General features: G+C 69.0%; 18 protein-coding genes. 5 read left to right on the top strand and 13 right to left on the bottom strand.

Features of this window, described 5'->3' with window-relative positions; all coding sequences use genetic code 11:
* Positions 1–25: 25 nt before the first annotated feature.
* From A4R44_RS01715 to A4R44_RS01690, 6 genes are all read right to left on the bottom strand, one after another.
* On the bottom strand, positions 26–913 hold the full coding sequence (locus tag A4R44_RS01715; RefSeq protein WP_067575723.1) for a serine hydrolase: 888 nt from the start codon (positions 911–913) through the stop codon (positions 26–28).
* Between the two features lie 186 nt (positions 914–1,099).
* Positions 1,100–2,755, bottom strand: coding sequence for a CdaR family transcriptional regulator (locus tag A4R44_RS01710; RefSeq protein WP_067575716.1), 1,656 nt, complete (start codon positions 2,753–2,755; stop codon positions 1,100–1,102).
* Positions 2,756–2,832: 77 nt separating this feature from the next.
* A complete protein-coding gene (gene menC, locus A4R44_RS01705) occupies positions 2,833–3,939 on the bottom strand; it encodes an o-succinylbenzoate synthase (protein ID WP_067575714.1) in 1,107 nt (368 codons plus the stop codon).
* Complete coding sequence (locus A4R44_RS01700; RefSeq protein ID WP_095213145.1) at positions 3,936–4,802, bottom strand: GNAT family N-acetyltransferase; 867 nt, start codon at positions 4,800–4,802, stop codon at positions 3,936–3,938. The genes menC and A4R44_RS01700 overlap by 4 nt, the downstream gene beginning before the upstream one ends.
* A 47-nt stretch (positions 4,803–4,849) precedes the next feature.
* Complete coding sequence (locus tag A4R44_RS01695; RefSeq protein ID WP_202505838.1) at positions 4,850–6,007, bottom strand: M20 family metallopeptidase; 1,158 nt, start codon at positions 6,005–6,007, stop codon at positions 4,850–4,852.
* Complete coding sequence (locus A4R44_RS01690; RefSeq protein ID WP_067575705.1) at positions 6,004–7,479, bottom strand: amidohydrolase family protein; 1,476 nt, start codon at positions 7,477–7,479, stop codon at positions 6,004–6,006. The genes A4R44_RS01695 and A4R44_RS01690 overlap by 4 nt, the downstream gene beginning before the upstream one ends.
* 152 nt (positions 7,480–7,631) lie before the next feature.
* Between A4R44_RS01690 and A4R44_RS01685 the strand changes: the two genes are divergently transcribed.
* Complete coding sequence (locus A4R44_RS01685; RefSeq protein WP_067575704.1) at positions 7,632–8,015, top strand: VOC family protein; 384 nt, start codon at positions 7,632–7,634, stop codon at positions 8,013–8,015.
* Between the two features lie 47 nt (positions 8,016–8,062).
* On the opposite strand, the gene A4R44_RS01680 is transcribed toward A4R44_RS01685, so the two are convergent.
* The 7 genes from A4R44_RS01680 to A4R44_RS01650 form a co-directional block, all read right to left on the bottom strand.
* Entirely contained in the window at positions 8,063–8,953 is an 891-nt protein-coding gene (locus A4R44_RS01680) for an MBL fold metallo-hydrolase (protein WP_067575703.1), read from the bottom strand.
* Positions 8,928–10,157 carry an MFS transporter gene (locus A4R44_RS01675; RefSeq protein WP_067575702.1) on the bottom strand — a complete coding sequence of 410 codons (1,230 nt, stop codon included), beginning with the start codon at positions 10,155–10,157 and terminating at the stop codon, positions 8,928–8,930. The genes A4R44_RS01680 and A4R44_RS01675 overlap by 26 nt, the downstream gene beginning before the upstream one ends.
* Positions 10,154–11,410 carry a carboxylesterase family protein gene (locus A4R44_RS01670; RefSeq protein ID WP_093573361.1) on the bottom strand — a complete coding sequence of 419 codons (1,257 nt, stop codon included), beginning with the start codon at positions 11,408–11,410 and terminating at the stop codon, positions 10,154–10,156. The genes A4R44_RS01675 and A4R44_RS01670 overlap by 4 nt, the downstream gene beginning before the upstream one ends.
* A 113-nt stretch (positions 11,411–11,523) precedes the next feature.
* A complete protein-coding gene (locus A4R44_RS01665; protein WP_067575700.1) occupies positions 11,524–11,721 on the bottom strand; it encodes a hypothetical protein in 198 nt (65 codons plus the stop codon).
* A gap of 6 nt (positions 11,722–11,727) precedes the next feature.
* Positions 11,728–12,270 (bottom strand): RNA polymerase sigma factor, encoded by a 543-nt coding sequence (locus A4R44_RS01660; protein ID WP_067575698.1) that lies wholly within the window; start codon positions 12,268–12,270, stop codon positions 11,728–11,730.
* A 6-nt stretch (positions 12,271–12,276) separates the two neighbouring features.
* A complete protein-coding gene (locus tag A4R44_RS01655) occupies positions 12,277–12,471 on the bottom strand; it encodes a ferredoxin (RefSeq protein ID WP_067575696.1) in 195 nt (64 codons plus the stop codon).
* Positions 12,465–13,874, bottom strand: coding sequence for a fatty acid desaturase (locus A4R44_RS01650; RefSeq protein ID WP_067575694.1), 1,410 nt, complete (start codon positions 13,872–13,874; stop codon positions 12,465–12,467). The genes A4R44_RS01655 and A4R44_RS01650 overlap by 7 nt, the downstream gene beginning before the upstream one ends.
* A gap of 127 nt (positions 13,875–14,001) precedes the next feature.
* Here A4R44_RS01650 and A4R44_RS01645 point away from each other — a divergent pair, with 127 nt between their 5' ends.
* The 4 genes from A4R44_RS01645 (at position 14,002) to A4R44_RS52140 (ending at position 19,361) form a co-directional block, all read left to right on the top strand.
* Positions 14,002–15,243, top strand: coding sequence for a CdaR family transcriptional regulator (locus A4R44_RS01645; RefSeq protein WP_232791460.1), 1,242 nt, complete (start codon positions 14,002–14,004; stop codon positions 15,241–15,243).
* 149 nt (positions 15,244–15,392) lie between these two features.
* Positions 15,393–16,352: an FAD-dependent oxidoreductase gene (locus A4R44_RS01640; protein ID WP_067575690.1), complete on the top strand. Its 960-nt coding sequence runs from the start codon at positions 15,393–15,395 to the stop codon at positions 16,350–16,352.
* Between the two features lie 17 nt (positions 16,353–16,369).
* The gene (locus A4R44_RS01635) at positions 16,370–18,070 is read left to right on the top strand and encodes a GMC oxidoreductase (protein WP_067575688.1); all 1,701 of its coding nucleotides are present in this window, start codon (positions 16,370–16,372) and stop codon (positions 18,068–18,070) included.
* Positions 18,071–18,560: 490 nt separating this feature from the next.
* Complete coding sequence (locus tag A4R44_RS52140) at positions 18,561–19,361, top strand: LppA family lipoprotein (protein ID WP_369805817.1); 801 nt, start codon at positions 18,561–18,563, stop codon at positions 19,359–19,361.
* Positions 19,362–19,955: the final 594 nt, after the last annotated feature.

Raw genomic sequence — 19,955 nt, 5'->3', positions numbered from 1 at the left:
GGGAAAGTTCCTCCGCTCCGACGAATCAGGCCGTGCGCAGCGACTCCACCGCCGTGGCCGCGGCGAAACCGATGAACGTGTCGCGCTCGGGCACCCGGGAGCGGGAATCCCCGGCGCGGGTGAACACGGCGACCGAGTACCGGCCGCCGTCCGGGTACTCGACCACGCCGACCTCGTTGCGCACGGCGGGCAACGTGCCGGTTTTGCCACTGGTGCGGACGCGATCGTCCGGGAACCCGGAACGCAGGCGGTGCGGCCAGACCTGCAGTTCCATCCAGCGCCGGACGTCCGCGCACGCCTCCGGGGCGGCCGCCTCGTCGCGCCAGATCAGGCCCAGCAGCCGGGTCATTTCGGCGGCGGTGGTGCGGCAGGATTTCTCCGGTTGCAGCGCGCGCAATCCGGAAACCTGTTCGTAGGTGAGTTCGGCGAGCGCGCGTTCGTCGTCCTCGTAGGAGACGCCGAGGTCTTCGCCGATCGTGGCGAGCAGTTCGCCGCAGTCCTGCGGCACGACGGTTCGGGTGAATCCGAGCCGCCGCAACGTGTCATTTACCGCGGCTTTGCCGACCTCGGCGAGAATCAGGTCGGTGGCGACGTTGTCACTGATTCCGATCATCAGAATCGCCAAATCGTGCCAGGACATCTGGACTTCGTGGCGGAAGGTGGCGAGGCCGTACGGGCTCGGCGTCGGGTGTCCGGGTTTGACGGTGATGCGGGCACCGAGATCGAGCGCGCCTTCGGCGGCCTGGCGGGCCAGCTCCAGCGCGATCGGGACCTTGAATACCGAAGCGGGGACGACCGCGACGTCCTCGCCGATGCCGAGGCCGCGGGTGCCGTCGATCTCGGCGGCGTGCAGCCGGACCTCGACGCCGACCTCCTCGGCGCGGCGGACGATCGTTTCGGATGCGGTGGCCATGACCCTCCTGTCTACAGTGGACTATCCCGGCGGCAGGCGGGAATGCGTGGGGTGCGGGGCCGCCGGGTTCCCATGGTGGCGGGTGCGAGAGGGGCGGGGTTGGTGAGTTCGCAGGAAGGTTGCGGCGGGGGTTCCCGGTAAGGGAGGAGAGCGGCGGGCAATGCCGGTTCTAACCGGGATCGCCACTCACGATCGCTCCTCGGCCCGCTCCACGCGCGGCAGCAGGTGCAACTGGACCATCGCCGCGAACCGGTCCCCCGGATCGTCGAGGTCGATCCCGCCGACCTCGGCCAGCCTGCGCAACCGGTACCGGAACGTACTCGGATGCACATACGCCGCGGCCGAAGCCGCGCTGATGTCGCCGAACGAATCAAGCCAGCACCGCAACGTGTGCACCAACTGGGACTGATGCTTCCTGTCGTACTCCAGAAGCCGCGCGATCGGCCCGGTCGCGACATCGCCACGCGCCGTGGAAAGGTCGGCCAGTTCCAGCATCAGCGCCTCGATGTGCGCGTCCTCGGCGGTGATCACCCGCTTCGAGCCGCCGTTGGTGAGCAACACGCGCAACGCACGGTCGGCCCCGTCGCGAGAGGCGCGCAGGCCGGATCCGTCCAGGGCCAGCGGGCCGATGCCGATCACCGCGGCCACCCGGCGGCCGGTGCGTTCCAGGAACGTCGACGCGACGCGCACCGAGCGTTCGCGGCAATCGCCGTGATTCCCGGGCATCGGGACGATGCCGTACGCGACGTCGCCGACCAGCGCGACCGCCGACCGGGGTTGAACGGCGCTCAGGTGCATGGCGAACGCGTCGGCGACGCGCTGGCGTTCCGCGACCAGCCGGAGGTCGTCGTCGGGTGCCTCGATCAATCCCATGGCGAGCACGATCGTCGGCTGCCCCAGCAGCCCGAGGCGCGCGATGGCTTCCTGCGCGCCGGAACCGCCTTCGAGCGCGGTGCTGACCAGATCGGCGCGCAACCGGCGTTCGACGTCGGCCCCCGCGCGCAGCCGAAGCATATGCAGCGCCACGATTTTCGAGGCGTCGAGCAAAGCCGCAGTACGTTCTTCGCTTAGCTCTTTGTCGACAGCGGCCCAAATCGACCCGAGCACTTCGTCACCCGCCCGGACCGCGAGCGCGGCACGAATCATGACGATCTTCTTGTCGTAGCCGTGCCCCGGATAGACGTAAACCGGGCCCTGGTCGCGGTAGAGCCGCTCGAAAACGCCGTCCTTCTCCAGCTCCCGAGTGAACCGTTCGGGCACCTGACGGCCGAGGATCGTCTCGACGCGCGAGGGGTCGGCCTCGTCCTGACGGCCGGAGAACGCGAGCACGCGCGAGTTGCGGTCCTCGATGGTGACCGGAGCGTCGAGCAGCGCGGCGATGGCGTTGGCGAGCGCGAAAAGATCGCCGGAGGGCATCCCGCCGAGCGTCTGCGGAGAAACGTCGCCGACGTCGCCCTCGGAGAGCAACGTGCGGAGCATCGCGGCCAGCTGCGCCCACGACGCGCCGCTGGCGAGCCCGAGCAGCGCGACCCCGGAGGAAGTGGCCGCGCGCACGAGTTCCCTCGACACGGCGACCGGCGACCGCACGACCAGCGCGGTCGCCCCGCGCGCGGCGACGGCGTACACCAGCTGCACGATCTCGTCGGATTCGCGGACCCCGACACCGAGGACCACCGCCTGCGCCGGGAACTCCGCGTCGTCGTGCGGATCGTGGATCACCACCCCGCCGAGCTGCCGCCGCGTGTCGCGGCCGACGGCGACCGGTTCGAGGAGCACGTCCCCGAGCGCTTCGAGGACGCGTCCCAGACTCGTGTGCGGCTTGCTCGGCACCGGTGTCAGCACCCCCCGAAGGTAGATCCGGCCTCGCGCGGACCGGCTGGTCCGATCCGACCAAATCTACCTCCGGAATTCGTAGCGGGCTACGAACCGATCCACACCTTTGCCGTGGTCACCTCGTCCAGCAGCTCCGGAATCGGTGCCACGCCGAGGCCCGGTCCGGTCGGCACCGGCAGGTGCCCGCCGGACAGCACGAAGGGCTCGGTGATGTCGGTCCGATAGAACCGGTCCGAGGCCGAGGTGTCGCCGGGCAGGGTGAAGTTCGGCAGCGAGGCCAGCGCGACGTTCGCCGCCCGGCCGAGGCCGGTCTCGATCATCCCGCCGCACCACACCGGGATCCCGTGGGCCGCGCACACGTCGTGCACCCGCCGTGCTTCCAGGTAACCGCCGACGCGGCCGGGTTTGATATTCACGATCTGGACCGCGCCCAGTTTGATCGCGTCCGCCGCCGCGCGCGCCGACACGATCGACTCGTCGAGGCAGATCGGCGTCTGGATCCGGCGAGCGAGTTCGGCGTGGCCGAGCACGTCCTCCTCCTCCAGCGGCTGCTCGATCAGCAGCAGGCCGAACGGGTCGAGGCGGGCCAGCTGCGGCGCGTCGCCGAGGGTGTAGGCGGTGTTCGCGTCGACCTGCAGCAGCACGTCGTCGCCGAAGCGTTCGCGCACCGCACGCACCGGCTCGACGTCCCAGCCGGGTTCGATCTTCAGCTTGATCCGCACGTAGCCCTCGTCGAGATACCCGCCCACGACGTCGAGCAGCTGCGGAATGGTGTCCATGATCCCGACGGAAACACCGCACGGCACGGAATCACGCACCGAGCCGAGTTCGGCGGCGAACGACCGCTCGTGCGCGCGCAGTTCGGCGTCGAGAACAGCCATCTCCAGCGCGCCCTTGGCCATCCGGTGGCCCTTGAACTTAGCCAGCAACGGCGTCACCTTCGCCGCGGTGACGTCCTGCGCGGCCAGCAGCGCCGGAATCAAGTGGTGCCGCAGCACGTGTTCCGCGCCGTCGTTGTACTCCGACGAGTACAGCGGCCCGGCCATCGTCACGCATTCGCCCCAGCCCTCGCCGGCCGGCGTGACCGCGCGCAGCAGCAACAGCTCGCGAACGGACTGGGTGCCGAACGAAGTCCGGAACGGGGCGACGAGCGGCATCTGCACCCGGCGCAGTTCCACACCGCTGAGTTTCACTGCTCCTCCTTGGAGATCACGTAGAAGCCGGCTCGGTCGAAGCCGGTCACCCGGCCGCCCGCGGCCATCAGCCCGCCGAGCGATTCGCGCAGCGCGGCCCGCCACGCGTCCGCCTTGCCGGGATGGGTGGCGCGCAGGCCTTCGATGTCCGGCGGGACCGCGACGAGCACCACCGGCGCGTCCGCTTCGCCGGCGGCCGGACCGCCGTCCGCGGCTACTTCAAGGGCCACTGCCGCGCCCTGGTCGAGCAAAACCTTCGCGTCCGTGCGAATCGGCTCGCCGAACGCGGCGGTCCGCACGGTCGGACTGGCCAGGTCCCAGGACACCATCAGCCGGTCGGTGTCGCCCGAACCGTTGATGCCGTCCGCCATCGGCCCGTAGAAATCTGGCAGGTAACGCACCGGGAGCGCGCCGAGTTTGCCGAGGTTGAAATAGCCGTTGCGGCGCACCAGCGGATCGAAGGTCCATTTGATCGTCGAGACGTCCTGCGCCAGCGCCCAGCCGCGCTGATGCAATTTCAGCGCGTATCCGATTCCACGACCCGCACCGGCCTTGGACACCCCGGCGATGTGACTGTGCAGACTGCCTTTTCCGGGATTTCCGAAAAAGCCGACACACGCACCGAGCAGTTCTCCGCCGGCGAACGCGCCTGCCACGTAATTCCCCGCCGACGACAGCGCGCGCAGCAGCTCCGTGGTCACCGGCCGGGTTCCCGGCGCGGACCGCCAGATCGTCTCGAACAGGACTCCGACCGCCGTCATTTCCGCGATCTCGGTGATTTCCCGGACTTCGGCCCCCGAGGCGCCGGCGGCCGCCCGGGCGAGCGCGACCGCCTCGTCCGCGACGGGTCTTTCCGTGTTCATCGCAAGATTCGTCACGGGATGATCCTTTCCCGGCTTCCCCCGGAGAGTCACCGTCGTGCTCGACCAGAATCGCCGTCCGGATTCGTCGGAATCGACGGACTTCCCTTGGTCAGCACGTTCTCCACCAGCGCGGCCAGCAACGCCGTCCGCCGCGGCAATTCCTCGACCAGGACATGTTCGTGATCGGCGTGCGCGCCGCCGCCGACCGCACCGAGACCGTCGAGCGTCGGTACGCCCAGGCCCGCGGTGTAGTTGCCGTCCGAAGCCCCGCCGACGGCGGCCTCGGTCAATTCCGGCAATCCCAGTTCCGCGGCCAATTCCTTCGCCAGCCCGAACAACGCGGCCGAGGAAACCGCGTCCAGCGGCGGCCGGTTGATCCCGCCGGTGACCCGGACCTGTGCGTCTTCCAGCACCGGTTGCAACGCGCGTACCTCGCGGTCGACGCGAAGCTGTTCTTCCTCGTCCCACACGCGCACGTCGACCTCAACCGCGGCTGCGGCAGGCACGGTATTCACCGTGGTACCAGCCGAAAGCACCGTCGGCACGACACTGGTCCCGCGCTCCGGACTGGCGAGCGCGGCGACCGCGAGCACCTGGTACGCGATCTCGACCCCGGCGTTGATCCCCTTTTCCGGTTCGAGCCCGGCGTGCGAGGCGCGTCCGGTCACCTCGATCCGGTAGTGGGAAACGCCTTTGCGCCGGGTTTTGATCGCGCCGCCGTCCGCCGAAGCCTCCAGCACGAACGCCGCCGCGCAGCCCCGCGCCTCTTCCTCGATCAGCCCGCGCGACGACGGCGAACCCAGTTCCTCGTCCCCAGTGACCAAAATGGACAGTCCACTTCGGTCAGCCAGCGAAGCCGCGACATGCAGTGCCATCACGACGCCGGTCTTCATGTCGAAGCAGCCCGGACCGCGCAAGACACCTTCCTGCAAGGAAAACGGATGCGTCTCCAGCGATCCCATCGGCCAGACCGTGTCATGATGACCAAGCAGCAATACCCGCGGCGGACTGTCACCGAACCGCCAGCGCAGATGTGTCCGTCCATCCAGGACAATCCGTTCCGGCTCCACGCCAAGCAACGCCTTGCCGACACCGGTCAGCACGTCCGCGCTGTGCGCCACCGCGGCAAGGTCGGCCGATGGGGATTCGCAACGCACCAAAGTTTCGATGTCGGCGAGCAAAGCGTCCACATTGAACTCGGTCATCGCGGCTCACCTCGCAGCGGCTGGCCGGGGAAGGCGTCGGTGAGCAACTGCCCGTCGCGCACCACCGCAGTGCCCGCGACGAACAGGTGCCGGACGCCGACCGCGGGCCGGGTCGGGTCGAAATACGTTGCGGCGTCGGTGATCGTGGCCGGATCGAGGATGACGATGTCCGCGTCGGCGCCGACGTTCAACCGGCCCTTGCTCCGCGCACCGGGCGCGACCTCGTCGAGTACCCGTGCCGGGAGGTAGGAGCAGCGCCGGAACGCCTCCAGCCAGGTCCAAACCCCGGCCTCGCGCACCATCAGCCGCAGCGACTTCGAGAACGTCCCCGCCGTGCGCGGATGCGTCGCGCCACCGGGCGGCAGCGGCCACTCGGTGGATTCGTTGGCCCCGTTCTGCCAGTACACAGGCATGGCGTCGCTCGCGACGATCGAGTCCGGGAAAGCCAGCGCTTGGTGCAGCAAAGCGCGGTCGACCGGGTCCTCCTCGTCGAGAAACTCCAGAATGCACGGCGCACCCGGCGTCTCGGCGCGAACCTGCAGCAACCGGCCCTCGTCCGCGATCCGCTCGCCGGTCTCCAGCAGGATCACCCGCGACGGGTTGAGGCCCTTCATCTTCAGCCGCTCCGGCGAGATGAAAGCCGCGCCGACCGCGGTGCTGCCCGCGCCGTAGGGATAGGCCTCGACCGTCACCCGCGACCCCGCGGAGCGGCCTGACTCCAGCGCGCCGAGCACGCGGTCGATGTGCCGTCCGGAAGTGCTGTTGACGTGGCAGTGGTGCATCGCCGCACCAGTCTCGGCCGCGACGATCGCGATCTCCTCCGACCCGTCGGCTGGCGTGCCCGGGTCGACCTCGACCAGCTCGCGGACGTGCGTGTACGTCGGTGCTTCGGCCTGTTTCGCCAGCTTCGCCAAGGCCAGGAACTCGGCCGGATCGCTGGCCGGCGCGTACCCGAGCAGCACCCCGACGCCGAGCGCGCCCGCCGCCAGCTCACCCTCCACCAGGGACAGCCAGGCGGCCAGCTCGGTCTTCGACGACGACCGCTGCCAGGCCGGATTGCCGAGCACGGAGAGCCCGGTGTTGATGTTCGCGTCCGGTTCGATGCCCGCGAGCACCTTCGCCCGCGCGGAACCCCACGAGGCCGAGAAGCCGTAGTGCAGCGGACGCCCCGCCGCGGCGGCCTCGGCGTAGGCCCGTTCGACCGGCATCAGCCCGGCCTCCAGGTCGAGCGCCGTGGTGACGCCGTCCATGGCTTGCAGCCGCTGTCCCGCGATCGTGTGCACGTGGCTGTGCAGATCGATGAACCCCGGTCCGACGATGTACCCGGCGACGTCGATCTCGACCTGGTCGTCCGCACTCGGCAGTCCCGGTCCGACCGCGATCACCTCGCCGTCGGATACCAGCACGTCAGCTGTGCCGTCGAAGCCCGTAGCCGGGTCGATGACGCGACCGCCACGCAGCAGTGTCCGCATGCTTGCCTCCTCGCCTCGCTGCTGGCGACCCTAGGAGGTTTCCCGGGCAGTACGTTCGTGCGCGCGGACGAATCCGGGGCGGCAGATCTATCCGCGCGCACAAACCGGAATTCACTGGGCCCGGGGTGCGCGACGGCCCTAAGCTCGCGCCCATGGCCTGCCGGATCACCGAACTCGTCCTCGACTGCGCCGACCCGCAACGGATGGGTGATTTCTGGTGCGAAGTCCTCGGCTACGTCGAACTAGGCTGGGACGGCGACGACCTCGAAATCGGCCCGCCCGAAGCCGGTTTCGGCGGCCCGCAGCCGACGTTGATCCTCAGCCGCGGCACCGACCCGAAACCGGCGAAACTGCCGCTGCACCTGGACGTGAACCCGACCGACCGGGACCAGGACGCCGAACTGGAACGCCTGCTCGCGGCCGGGGCGCGGCCCGCCGACGTCGGGCAGACCGGGGAGGAGTCGTGGCAGGTGCTCGCGGACCCGGAGGGGAACGTGTTCTGCCTGCTCCGCCGCCGGGTCGATGCGGTGTCGTGAGTGTTCATGCCGGTGAGAACCGGTAGGAACACTCACGACCCCCAGCGCTACGCCAGCCACTCCCCGTACCGAAACGGCCCGGTCCGGAGCAGGTCGCTGGCGAACTCGAAGCCGTACCCGGTCCGGCCGCGCCGCACCCGGCCCGCCGAGGGCGCGGGGAAATGCGTCGGCAGCAAGACGGAGTCGCCCGCCTCCGCAAGAATGCGGCTCCGCACCTCCGCCGCCTGCTCCGGTGCGACGCAGTACCTCGTGCTCAGCTCCGGATGCCGGAGCTGCACCCCGTGGTGCATCGTGTCCCCGGCGAGCAGCACGCTCCCGGCGCTGCCGCGGACCCGCACGCACACGTTCCCTGGCGTATGCCCGGCTGCCGGAACAAGTTCCGCGTGCTTGCCCACCACCGCGTCCGGAGCAACGAAGCTCAGCTGTCCAGCCTGCTCGATCGGCAGGACGCTGTCGGCCAGGTAGTCGCCAGTCCGGCGCATCGCCGCCCCGCCGGCCGCACTCGACCAGTACCGGAACTCCTCCTCGACCACGAAGTGCGGGACCTCCGGGAAGACCGGTTCCCGCTGCACAGTCACGGCACCAACGTGATCGGTGTGCAGGTGCGTGAACACGACAGCGTCAACCTCCCGCAGCCCGGTCGCGAGGAACTGCTGCATCCACCGGTCCGGCAGCTGGTCGAACTCCGCGCGCCGCCGGTCCTTCCCGGCCCCGACGCACGCGTCGACCACCAGCACCTCGTCCGCCGAACAGACGAGGAACGACTGGATGACGAAGACGAGTTTCCCCGCCGCCCGGTCGAACCACGGTTCCTGGGCGTACCAGCCGGCCAGGTCCGGTTCGAGTCCGGGGAAGAACTCCCCGGGCTCGATCAGCAGCCGGTCGTCCTCGATGAGGGGAACGACCGCGACGTCACCGAGATCGAACCAGTGCGCCATCGCGCTCCCTCCTCGCCTTCGGCCGCACCCGGCTCAACCCCACCGCGCAAGCGATGGCGACCAGCACCGGAACGGCGGTCGCCAGGACGATCGTCTGTGCCGACAACGCCAGCGCGAGCAAGAGACCCGCGACACCCGGCCCGACGATCGACCCGATCCGCCCCAGCGCCGCGGCCCAGCCGACGCCGGTGGTGCGAGTGTGTGCGGGATAGATCGAGACCGCGAGGGTCAACTGGCCGATCTGCCCGGCCGTGACCCCGAAACCGGCACCGGCCAGCAGCACGAACAGCAGGGTCTCGCCGACCGGCACGGTCGCGACGAGGACCATGCACACGGCCCCGATGGCGGGCATCAGGATCAGCGCCCGGGCGATTCCGATCCGCGCGGCCAGCGGGATGAGCACCAGGCCGCCCGCGATCCCGCCGAGGGTGAGGAACGCGAGTCCCAGCGGAGCCGTACCCGCAGCGAAACCGTATCCGGTGAGCAGCGTCGGCACCCAGGAGATCAGCACGTACGCGGTGATGAAGATGAGGAACGAGAACGCCCAGATGAGCGACGTCGGCAGGCGCAACCCCGGACCGAACAGCCTGCTCACCTTGGCCTCCTGCTTCGCGTTGCTCTCCACCGAGGGCTCGCGCGTGGGCAGCACCACGGCCATGACCGCGGCCAGCGCCAACGGAGCCAGCCCAGCGACGTAGAAAACCCCGGCGGACCCGACGCCGTGCAGCAGCTTCCCGCCGAAGAACCCGCCGAGGCTGCTCCCGGAAGCAAGCCCGAGGGTCACGGCCACGGAAACCAGCTCCCGACGACCCTCCGCGCTGTGTTTCGTCGCCAGCGCGACCCCGGCAGGCAGCACCAGTCCGAGGCCCAGCCCGGTGATCAGGCGGGTCGTGGCGAAGACCGGCATGGACTTCAGGTGCAGGATCGCGGCGGTCAGCACGGTCGCGCCCGCGAAGATCAGGACACCCGTGAGCACCACCGACCGAGCCTTCATGCGGGCACCGATGTAACCCGCGGCCAGATACCCCAGGACAACCCCGATGTTGGTCAGCACCAACGGCAGAGTGAAGGCGGCGGGAGCGGAACCCCATTCCTGCGACAGTGTCGGGATCGTGAACGACAGTGCGGCAGTGTCGAAGCCGTCCAGCAGGACAGCGAGGAAGCAGAGCAGGACAACTGGCCAGTGGATTCCGGGTTTACTCATGGCGTGTTCTCCAGTGCGTGAGAAGGATTCCCGATCCGGACGCTGTCGCCGCCCCAGCCCGGCGAGCCCGAGCGGGCGAATCCGGTCCACCACAAGCGCATCTGGGCACCAAGGCGTTCGACGTCAGCCCAGCTTGTTTCGCCCAGCATCGGGCTCCCGCGCCAGGATTCCCGGGTGCCTAACAGGAACGGCAGTTCGAGACAGTGGATCGCGCCGTGGCCGCCGTGTTCCGGAGCCCAGTCGAACTCGTAGGAGTACGCGCCGTACTGCTGTGCCAGCTCACGCGCCGGGCGACCGAAAAGCGGCTCGGTCTGGTCAACGATCGCTTGCCGGATCCCGTCGTCCGGCAGCCCGATCGCGAACGCCGCGCACTCCCGTGTGGTGTATCCGATCATCAAGTCCGGCAACGGATCGGTCAGTCGCACATCCAGATCGACGATCCCGAAAGGCGGCCGGGTCGACGTCGGGTCCTTCGCGGCGTGCCATCGGAGAGTGCGCAACTGCGCGGCCAGCAGCTGGTCCACCGAAGCGGTGGCCGGATCTCCGCCGGCCGCGTCGACGAAATACCGGCCGAGTTCAAGGGCCGCATCACGTTTCTGGATAATCCCAGGGTCCGGAGAACTCTGGACGATCGCCCGCCGGATGAGCGGACGACTGTCCGGCTTGGACACCAAGGCGAGCGTCGAAAGCGCGCCCGCCGACTGCCCGAAGACGGTGACGTTGCCCGGGTCGCCGCCGAAGGCCGCGATGTTGTCCCGCACCCATTCGAGCGCGAGCACCTGGTCCGCCAGGCCGAGATTGCCCTCGCTGACGCCGTCGCAGACCAGGTAACCGAACGCCCCCAGCCGGTAGTTGACCGACACGACAACCACGTCGCCGTCCGCGGCGAGCCGTCCGCCGTCGTACCAGGCAAGTGTGCCGCCTCCGCTCAGGAAACCGCCGCCGTGCAGCCACACCAGCACCGGGCGTGCGCCGGTCAGCGCGGGCGTCACGACGGCAAGGTTGAGGCAGTCCTCGGACTGGGGCGGTTCATTCCGCGGCGGCCCCATCGCGGCTTCCAGGCGCGAACCGAGCTGCGGGCAGATCGGCCCGGGCAGCACCGCCTCGGAACGCGGCGTGGCCGGTCGCGGCGGCTGGAACCGCTCGGCGGCGCCGTATCGCACGCCACGGAACCGCAGCAGGCCGTCGTCGCTGTGAACGCCGGTGACCGGACCGGACGGCGGCTGGGCAGTGACAGGCTGGCATTCGGTCATCGCGGCTCTCCTTTGAGCGGGTCCGGCACCTTCGACCCGCAGTCAGGCTAAGAAAGTCCGGAATGCCTGACCAATGCTCTTTGCCGCCCGAGACATGCTTGCCCGGCTATACCTCACCGCGAAACGCGGCTCCCCGCCTCGGCCGGTTCCGCGCGCACCATCCGATGCGCGGGCTCGACCCGCTTGCCACCGCCGGAAAAGACGTCCGAAAGCTTCCCGATCAGCATTCCCAGCAGCGGAAGCCAGATCGGGCACAGCATCAGCACCAGCAATGGTCCCATGATCTTGAAAATCTCCAGGAATCCGTGCATCCCAGCTCACGCCTTCTCGGTCTCGGCCAGCAGCGTCGCGAGCGTGCGCACCGCACGGTGCTGCAGCGCCCGGATGCTGTTGGGGTTCTTGTTCATCGTTTCGGCGACCTCGGCGACGGACAGCCCGGCGAAAAACCGGAGCCGCAGGCACTCGCGCTGCGGTTCGCTGAGGCCGGTCAGGCACCGCCGCAGCGCCGCCGCCTCGATGCGGGCCAGTGCGAGCCGGTCGGCTCCGCCGCGGATGTCCGGACCGTCGTGGTCTTTCCCGTCGAGGAGTTCACGCCGGTAGCGGGCCGACTTGCGGTGGTCGCGCAGCAGGTTGTCGGCGATCGTGTACAGCCAGCCGGTGAACGAGCCGACGTCCGGGCGGAAGTCCGGCAGTTTCCGCCACGCGCGCAGGAACGCCTCGCTCGTCAGGTCTTCGGCGACCGTCGCCGTCGGCACCCGCATCCGCAGGTAGCGAAAGACCGGCGGCGCGTGTTCCTGGTAGATGACGGCGAACGCGGCCTGGTCGCCAGACCGCGCCCGCCCCAGCAGCTCCGTCTCCACCTGGCCTCAATCCTGCAGCCGCAACGCCGCGACCGGGCACGCGCGCACCGCCGCGTCGACGAACTGCCGATCCGCCTCGGGCGGAGTCTCGTCGAGGACCTGCACCACTCCGTCGTCCCCGACCTCGAAGAACTGGTCGGCCATCGCCTCGCACATCCCGAGGCCCTCGCATTTGCCGTGCTCCGCGACGATCTTCAGCACGCCGCCTCCCGCACCACGGGCACGAAGTCGACCTTGTCGCGCACACCGCAATCGGGGCACGTCCAGTCGTCCGGGATCTCCGACCACGCGGTCCCGGCGGCGAAGCCCTCCAGTTCGTTGCCCTCCGCGACGCGGTAGACGTAACCGCAGCCAGGGCAGCGCGCCGCGTCCACGTCGTCGGCTAGTTTCGTCCGGGTGTCCTCGGCGGGTTCGTCTGCGGCAGCGACGACGACCGGGTACTTCTTCAACAGCGACGGGAGTTTGCCCGGCAGCACGTTCGCCTGCCGGAGGTCGCCGTCGAAATGCCGGTAGACCCGCGGATCCATCACCTTGCGGAACCACGCCGGGACCAGCGCGACGACCATCATCCCGGTGTAGCCGGTCGGCAGAACCGGGCTTTCCTTGAAGTCACGCAAGGTCTGGAACCGGCGCGTCGGGTTCGCGTGGTGATCGCTGTGCCGTTGCAGGTGGTACAGCAGCACATTCGTCGCGACATTGTTGGAGTTCCAGGAATGCGCCGGAGTAACCCGCTCGTACCGGATCTTGGCACCATTGGTGACCTGCTTGCGCAGCATCCCGTAGTGCTCCATGTAATTCACGATTTCCAGCAGCGAGAACCCGAACACCGCCTGAATCACCAGATACGGCAGGATCCCGACGCCCAGCCAGGCGATCAGCACACCCCACAGCACCACGCTCATCAGCCACGCGTTGAGCACGTCATTGCCGAGGTGGAACGGGTGACTCTGCTTGCGGGCATAGCGTTTCCGCTCGACGCCCCAGGCGCTGCGCAGCGAACCGAAGACCGTGCGCGGCCAGAACCGGTAGAAGCTCTCGCCCAACCGGCTCGATGCCGGGTCCTCCGGAGTCGCGACGCGGACGTGGTGCCCGCGATTGTGCTCGATGTAGAAATGGCCGTAGAAACACTGCGCCAGCGCGATTTTCGCGGCCCAGCGCTCGGTGCTTTCCCGTTTGTGGCCGAGTTCGTGCGCGGTGTTGATCCCGATGCCCGCGACCGTGCCCAGTGTGATCGCGAGGCCGATTTTGCCGCCGACGGACAGATCGCCGCGGGCGAGCATCCACGCGCCCGCCACGAAACCGGCGTATTGCAGCGGCAGGAACAGGTAGGTGATCCAGCGGTAGTAGCGGTCCTCCTCCAGCGCCTCCATCACCTCGTCCGGCGGATTGGTGTGGTCGTAGCCCGCGACGAGGTCGATCAGCGGCACGAGGACGAGCACGACGAGCGGTCCGAGCCACAGCACGGCGTCGGATCCGGTCGCGGCGTGCAGCCCGATCGCGGCGAAGGGCAGCAGCGGCACGACCAGCCCGAGCAGCCACAGGTGCCGCTTCCGGTCGTGCCAGGCGGTCTCGCCGGTCGCTCCGGCGAGGCGGTACTTCTTCATAGCGGCCTCCACGCGGTCTGTCGTTTTCCTGAAGGTAGGAATTCGCGGGCGGCGGGACACTGTGCGCGAAACCGAAACGCTCGGCTGCGTTGGGTCTCGGGCACGAACCGGGCGTACGGTGCTGCCTGTGACGTCGACGACTGCCGCCACGCTGGCCAAGGTCGCGGACTCGGTCCTGGCCGAGCTCGCGCTGCTCTGCGCGCGGATCGTGGAGGAGATCTCCGCCGAACTGCCCGCGCTCGCACCCGACGCGCAGGCCGCGGAACTGCTGGACAGCACAGTCCGGGAGAACCTGGTCGCCGCGCTGGGCGTGCTGGGCGGCGCGACCGAGCCGGTGGACGTCGGGGCACCGCCGGTCGCGCTGGAGTTCGCGCGACGGCTGGCCCAGCGGCGGGTGCCGATCACCGCGATGCTGCGCGCGTATCGCCTCGGCCAGGCGGCCTTCCAGCAGGAGATGATCGCGCGAATCGCCGCCGAGCAGGTGGAGGCCGCGGACGTCGCGGTCGCCGCCACCGAGCTGTCGCAGGTCGCCTTCACCTACATCGACAAGATCTCCGAAGAGGTCGTCGAGGCCTACCAGCTGGAACGCGACACCTGGCTGCGCCACCGCAACGCGGCCCGGCTCGCGAAGGTGCAGGCCGCGCTGTCCGGCAAGCCCGTCGACACCGCCGACGTCGAGAAAACCCTCGGCTACGCGCTGTCGGAACGGCACGTCGGCGCGGTGCTGTGGTGCGGCCCTGAACTGGACGAAAGCGCTCGGCTGACCACCCTGGAACGGCACGCGGCGCTGCTCGCGAACGCGCTCGGCACCACTCCGCTGGTCGTGGCCCCGGACGCCTCGACCGTGTGGGCCTGGTTCCCAGCCTCGACGCTCGATCTCGACGCGGTGTCCGCCGCGCTCGCCGGCTCACCCGATCCGGTGCGCGTCGCGTTGGGCGACCCGGCGAGCGGCCTCGCCGGGTTCCGCACCACCCACCAGCAGGCCCGGCAGGCCGAGGCCGTGGCGCAGATGACCGAGCGGACGCAACCGCGGCCGGTCACCGCGGCGGCGCAGCTCGGACCGTTGGCGCTGGTCGCGGCGGATCCGTCGGCGGTCGCGGGCTGGGTCCAGTCGGTGCTCGGCGCGCTGGCCGACGACGACGAGGGGCACCACCGGATGCGCGAGACGGTCTGGGCGTACCTGTCCAGCGGGAGCAGCCTGATGGTCGCCGCGCAGGAGCTCCACCTGCACAAGAACACCATCCAGTACCGGCTCCGCAAGGCCGAGCAGGAACGCGGCCGTCCGCTGTCGGAGGGACGGATCGACGTCGAGGTCGCGCTGCTGGCGTGCCGGCTGCTCGGTCCGGCGGTGCTCCGGCCGGTCGACTGATTTGTGCCGCAGGACCAGTCGGGTCCCGACCTCCCGGTCCGCAGACCGATGCCCGCGCCCGACCTCGGCGAGAAGACTTCGGGGAACGTCGCCGGGCGGTGTCCATCCTCTCTGTCCGGCGGCGTCCCCAGATCCCGGAGGGCGAGGACATGCGCGAGGCAGGACTGGTAGTCGTCGGCGCGGCGCTGGCCGGACTGCGCGCCGCCACCGCCGCGCGCCGGACCGGATACGACGGCCCGGTCACGCTCGTCGGTGCCGAGCCGCATCTGCCCTATGACCGGCCGCCGCTGTCGAAGGCGTTCCTGGCCGATCCGGACTACGCGCCGCCTACGCTGACCGACACTGGCGCTCTTTCGTCGCTGATCATCGCCACCGGCTCCGCCCCCGTATCCTTACCGTTCGGCGGACACACCCTCCGCACCCTGGACGACGCCCGAGCGATCCGCGACCGCCTCCCCACGGCCGAGCGAGCCATCATCATCGGCGGCGGCTTCATCGGCGCGGAAATGGCTTCCGCACTCGCAGGCCTTCATCGCCGTAATGATGTCGACCTCCGTTGTGGCACAACAGTTCAGTCTGTTGATTCAACCAAAGTCAGGTTGTCCGATGGCAGCGTCCTCGATGCCGACCTCGTGATCGTCGGCATCGGCGCGCGCCCAGCCCTCGACTGGCTCGCCGACAGCGGCCTCACGCTGGAAGACGGTGTGCTCTGTGCCGCACCAGGCATCGACGCCGCCGGAGACGCGGCACGCTGGCACAACCCGCTGTTCGATGCCACGATGCGACTGGAAAACTGGACCTCCGCCACCGCGCAGGCCGAAGCCGCGGCGCGCAACGCGGTCGGTCCGGTCGCGAGTCCATTCTCGACAGTGCCGTACTTCTGGTCCGACTGGTACGGCAACCAGATCCAGATGGTCGGCGTCGTGACCGACGACGTCACCCTGCTCGGCTGCCCCGGCGACGAATCCTGGCTCGCCCTCTACCGCGCGGGCGACCGGCTGGCCGGCGCGCTGGCACTGAACCAGTCGGGACGGATCATGAAGTACCGCAACCAGATCACGCGTCACGCCGCCTGGCAGGACGCACTCAAGCTCGCCACCGCGCGCTGACGCCTGCGAGGACAACGATGAACGACACCACCACCCGCGAAGAGACCGACGTCCTCGTGATCGGCTCCGGTTTCGGCGGTTCCGTGAGCGCACTCCGGCTGTCCGAAAAGGGCTACCGCGTCACCGTGCTGGAAGCCGGACCCCGTCGTACCGAGGACACACTGCCCAAAACCTCTTGGGACGTCCGGAATTTCCTGTGGGCACCACGGCTTGGCTGCTACGGAATCCAGCGCATCCACCTGCTCCGCGACGTCGTCATCCTCGGCGGCGCGGGCGTGGGCGGCGGTTCCCTCAACTACGCCAACACCCTCTACGAACCGCCCGCGCCGTTTTTCGAAGACCCGCAGTGGGCGCACGTCACCGACTGGCAAACCGAACTGAAACCGCACTACGACCAGGCCCACCGGATGCTCGGCGTCACCCAGAACCCCACTGTCACCAAAGCTGACGAGGTGCTGCACGAGGTCGCCGAAGACCTGGGCGTCGGCTCCTCCTTCCGGCTCACCCCCGTCGGTGTTTTCTTCGGCGACCAGGACACTCCCGCCGGAACCGTCGTGCCAGACCCGTTCTTCGGCGGTGCCGGACCAGCCCGCCGAACCTGCACCGAATGCGGATCCTGCATGACCGGCTGCCGCGTCGGCGCCAAAAACACGCTGGACCGCAATTACCTCTACCTGGCCGAACAACGCGGCGCGAACGTCATCCCGATGACCACAGTGCTCGACGTGCGCCCAGCGGACAACGGCTACCTCGTCACCGCGGTCCGCACTGGAAAGTCGCCTCGCCGCCGCAAAAACCTGCGCACCTTTTTCGCTCGCGACGTCATCTTCAGCGCAGGCACCTACAACACGCAAAAACTGCTCCACCAAGCCCGCGAAACCGGCGCACTGCCCCGGATTTCCGCCAGCCTAGGCCGATTGACCCGGACGAACTCGGAATCCATCCTCGGCGCGAAATCGAAACGCAAGGACGTCGACTTCACCCACGGCGTCGCGATCACCTCGTCCATCCACCCGGACGCGCACACGCACCTCGAACCGTGCCGCTACGGCAAGGGCAGCAATGCGATGTCGCTGCTGCAAACCGCGCTCACCGACGGCGGCAAGCCCGTCCCGCGCTGGCTGAGCTGGCTCGGCGCATTCGCCAGGAACCCGCGCAACCTCACCTGGTTCTCGCCGCGCCGCTGGTCCGAACGCACCATCATCCTGCTGGTGATGCAAACCCTCGACAATTCCATCACGGTTTCGAGCAAACGCACCCGAACCGGACGCCGCAAACTGACGTCCTCCCCCGGCCACGGCGAACCGAACCCCACCTGGATCCCCGCCGGAAACGACGCCGCCCGCCGCGTCGCGGAGAAAATCGACGGCATCGCCGGCGGCACCACCGGCGAGATCCTGAACATCCCGATGACCGCCCACTTTATCGGCGGCTGCGCCATTTCCGACGATCCGGCCAATGGTGTCCTGGACCCCTACCACCGCGTCCACGGCCACCCCGGCCTGCACGTCGTCGACGGCTCGGCGATCTCGGCGAACCTGGGCGTCAACCCGTCCCTGACGATCACCGCGCAAGCCGAACGCGCGATGGCCCTCTGGCCCAACCACGGCGAAGAGGACCGGCGTCCCCCGCTGGGCGCACCGTACGAACGCGTCGACCCGGTGCCGCCGCGGAATCCCGCGGTCCCGGCCGGTGCTCACGGCGCACTCATTCCCTGATCGCACGGAGAGAACCGCCGCGCCCTCCTGCCGGATTCCAGTACGCGCCAAGAAGCATTTCCAGCACGGTGGCGGGCGCAGACGATTCTTGCTTTGGAACAGGGGAAGATCAGCACTTGCGCGGGCCTCCTCCCCAGCGCCCCCTGGCTCCGACCCGCACCAAGGTCCGGCACAGCAGACTCACCACCGAGATCGCACCTCCAAGCCACGCCAGCCCTCGTCCCCCACAACCCCGTGCAGTGAGGCCGCTGCGATTCAGGAACCGTCGCCGCGATCTCGTCCACCCGGCCCTGGATCTGCCGCTGCTCAACCCGCCTGCGGCACGGTCCTTGACCCGGTTCCCGATCGCACCGTTCTGCGCGGGTGTGAACCCGGGCAATGTTGTACTGCCGCCGAACGAGAACTGCGGGTATGGCGTGCAATCTGTCACCTCACAGGTTTCGATGCGCAACTGCAAGGGGTGCATTTCGTCGCGCTTCTCGCGGGACGAATGACCCGCGACGCTGTCGACCGATGGGCCGGCCGCTGGCTGACCGACGAGAGTCTCTTGTGGGAGGCACTGGACTGGTGGGCCTTGGATCTTGTTCATGGAATCGACCTGCGCCATGGCCCCGGCGGCGCTGCGAAGCGGGCACCGTTCTTTCGCCGGGTCCACCGTTTTACGTGCTCAAGAACGAGCAGCGATCCGGTCACCACCTCCGGCGGGTTCGGACCCGGCCCAGATGCCCGCCGTCCACCGCATGTCCACCGACCGCTCATTCCCGGCGGACGACCCACCGCTCCGGGCACTCCAGCGTGGAGGGGCACCTGCGGCCCGGCACAACATCGCCGCCGTTGTCGCCACCCCCTAACCGCACCCTCCTGGAATACCAGCCGCCCGCCTCGCGGCACTGGCCCTCGCGCTCGCCATGGCCGGCGGCGGGCAGAAACGCCCCGACATCGATCAGGCAGCTACCTACCCCGTGAGCGGCTCACCGCCGAATTCGGCCGCACTTGGGAACAAGGAGGCGAACTCAGCGGAGAAACCTGCGGCAACGACTACCCCGGTCTCGACGCCGACGGTCGCGAGCTGCGCCCTGCCCCCCACTGGGACTCGCCCGGCAACCTGCCCGACAGCGACTGGCCCCGCGCCCAGGCTCTGGCCGGCCAGCTCGCCGCAGGTTACGGCTTCAACCCCACGCCCAAGGTCCTTCACCAACCAACCTGGCAGCCACGCCGTGGCCCGCACTTCGGCACCGGCAAATACACCACTTTACGAGCGGAGACCGGGCCGCGGCGGTCCCAAACCTGACCAGGCGTGAGCCGAACCCACCGCCGGTTTTCCCAAGTCAGAAGAGCAGGACACCACCCGCTTTTGTCAAACAGTGCCGGCAAGCCGCGTCTTCACCGCAACGAATACCGTTGACCGGAACGGTGCCGGTCTCGCGGTGGCGCAGGTCAGCAGGCGTATTGCCAAGCCAGGCTGTGCCGCGGCTTTTACGGAGAAGGTCACTCAGCGACTACTCCGATGCCCATCCCCAGAGGGACGTCGAGGCACCTCGGCGATAACGGTGCCGCCGACGAGGCTCGTACAGCATCCTCACGAGTGCGTGCTCCTCAAAACAGAGCCGGGCGGGTGCTTCCCCACTCGCCGACTCTCACCAAAGTAGAACTCATGTTCGATACCGGGCAAGAGGTGTCCCGTCACTGCGAGTGCGTCAGCCCATGGGTGACCGCGCTGCCTGTCACCTGACCTTCGTCTCTGTCGCCGGAACCGAGCAGCGGCGGGACTATACGCTCGCCCTACGGACGGGAAGGTTTGGGCGGTGGCGCGTCCCGACCCGTTTGACAGCTGGCGAGAGCATGCGCGAGGTCTCGTACGCGGAGCGTGTTGCGCTGCAGGCGG

Source organism: Amycolatopsis sp. M39 (genome assembly GCF_001651785.1).
GTDB lineage: Bacteria > Actinomycetota > Actinomycetes > Mycobacteriales > Pseudonocardiaceae > Amycolatopsis > Amycolatopsis rubida.
Note: the sequence above shows the minus strand (reverse complement) of the source record. Positions and strands in the feature narration are given on the sequence as shown.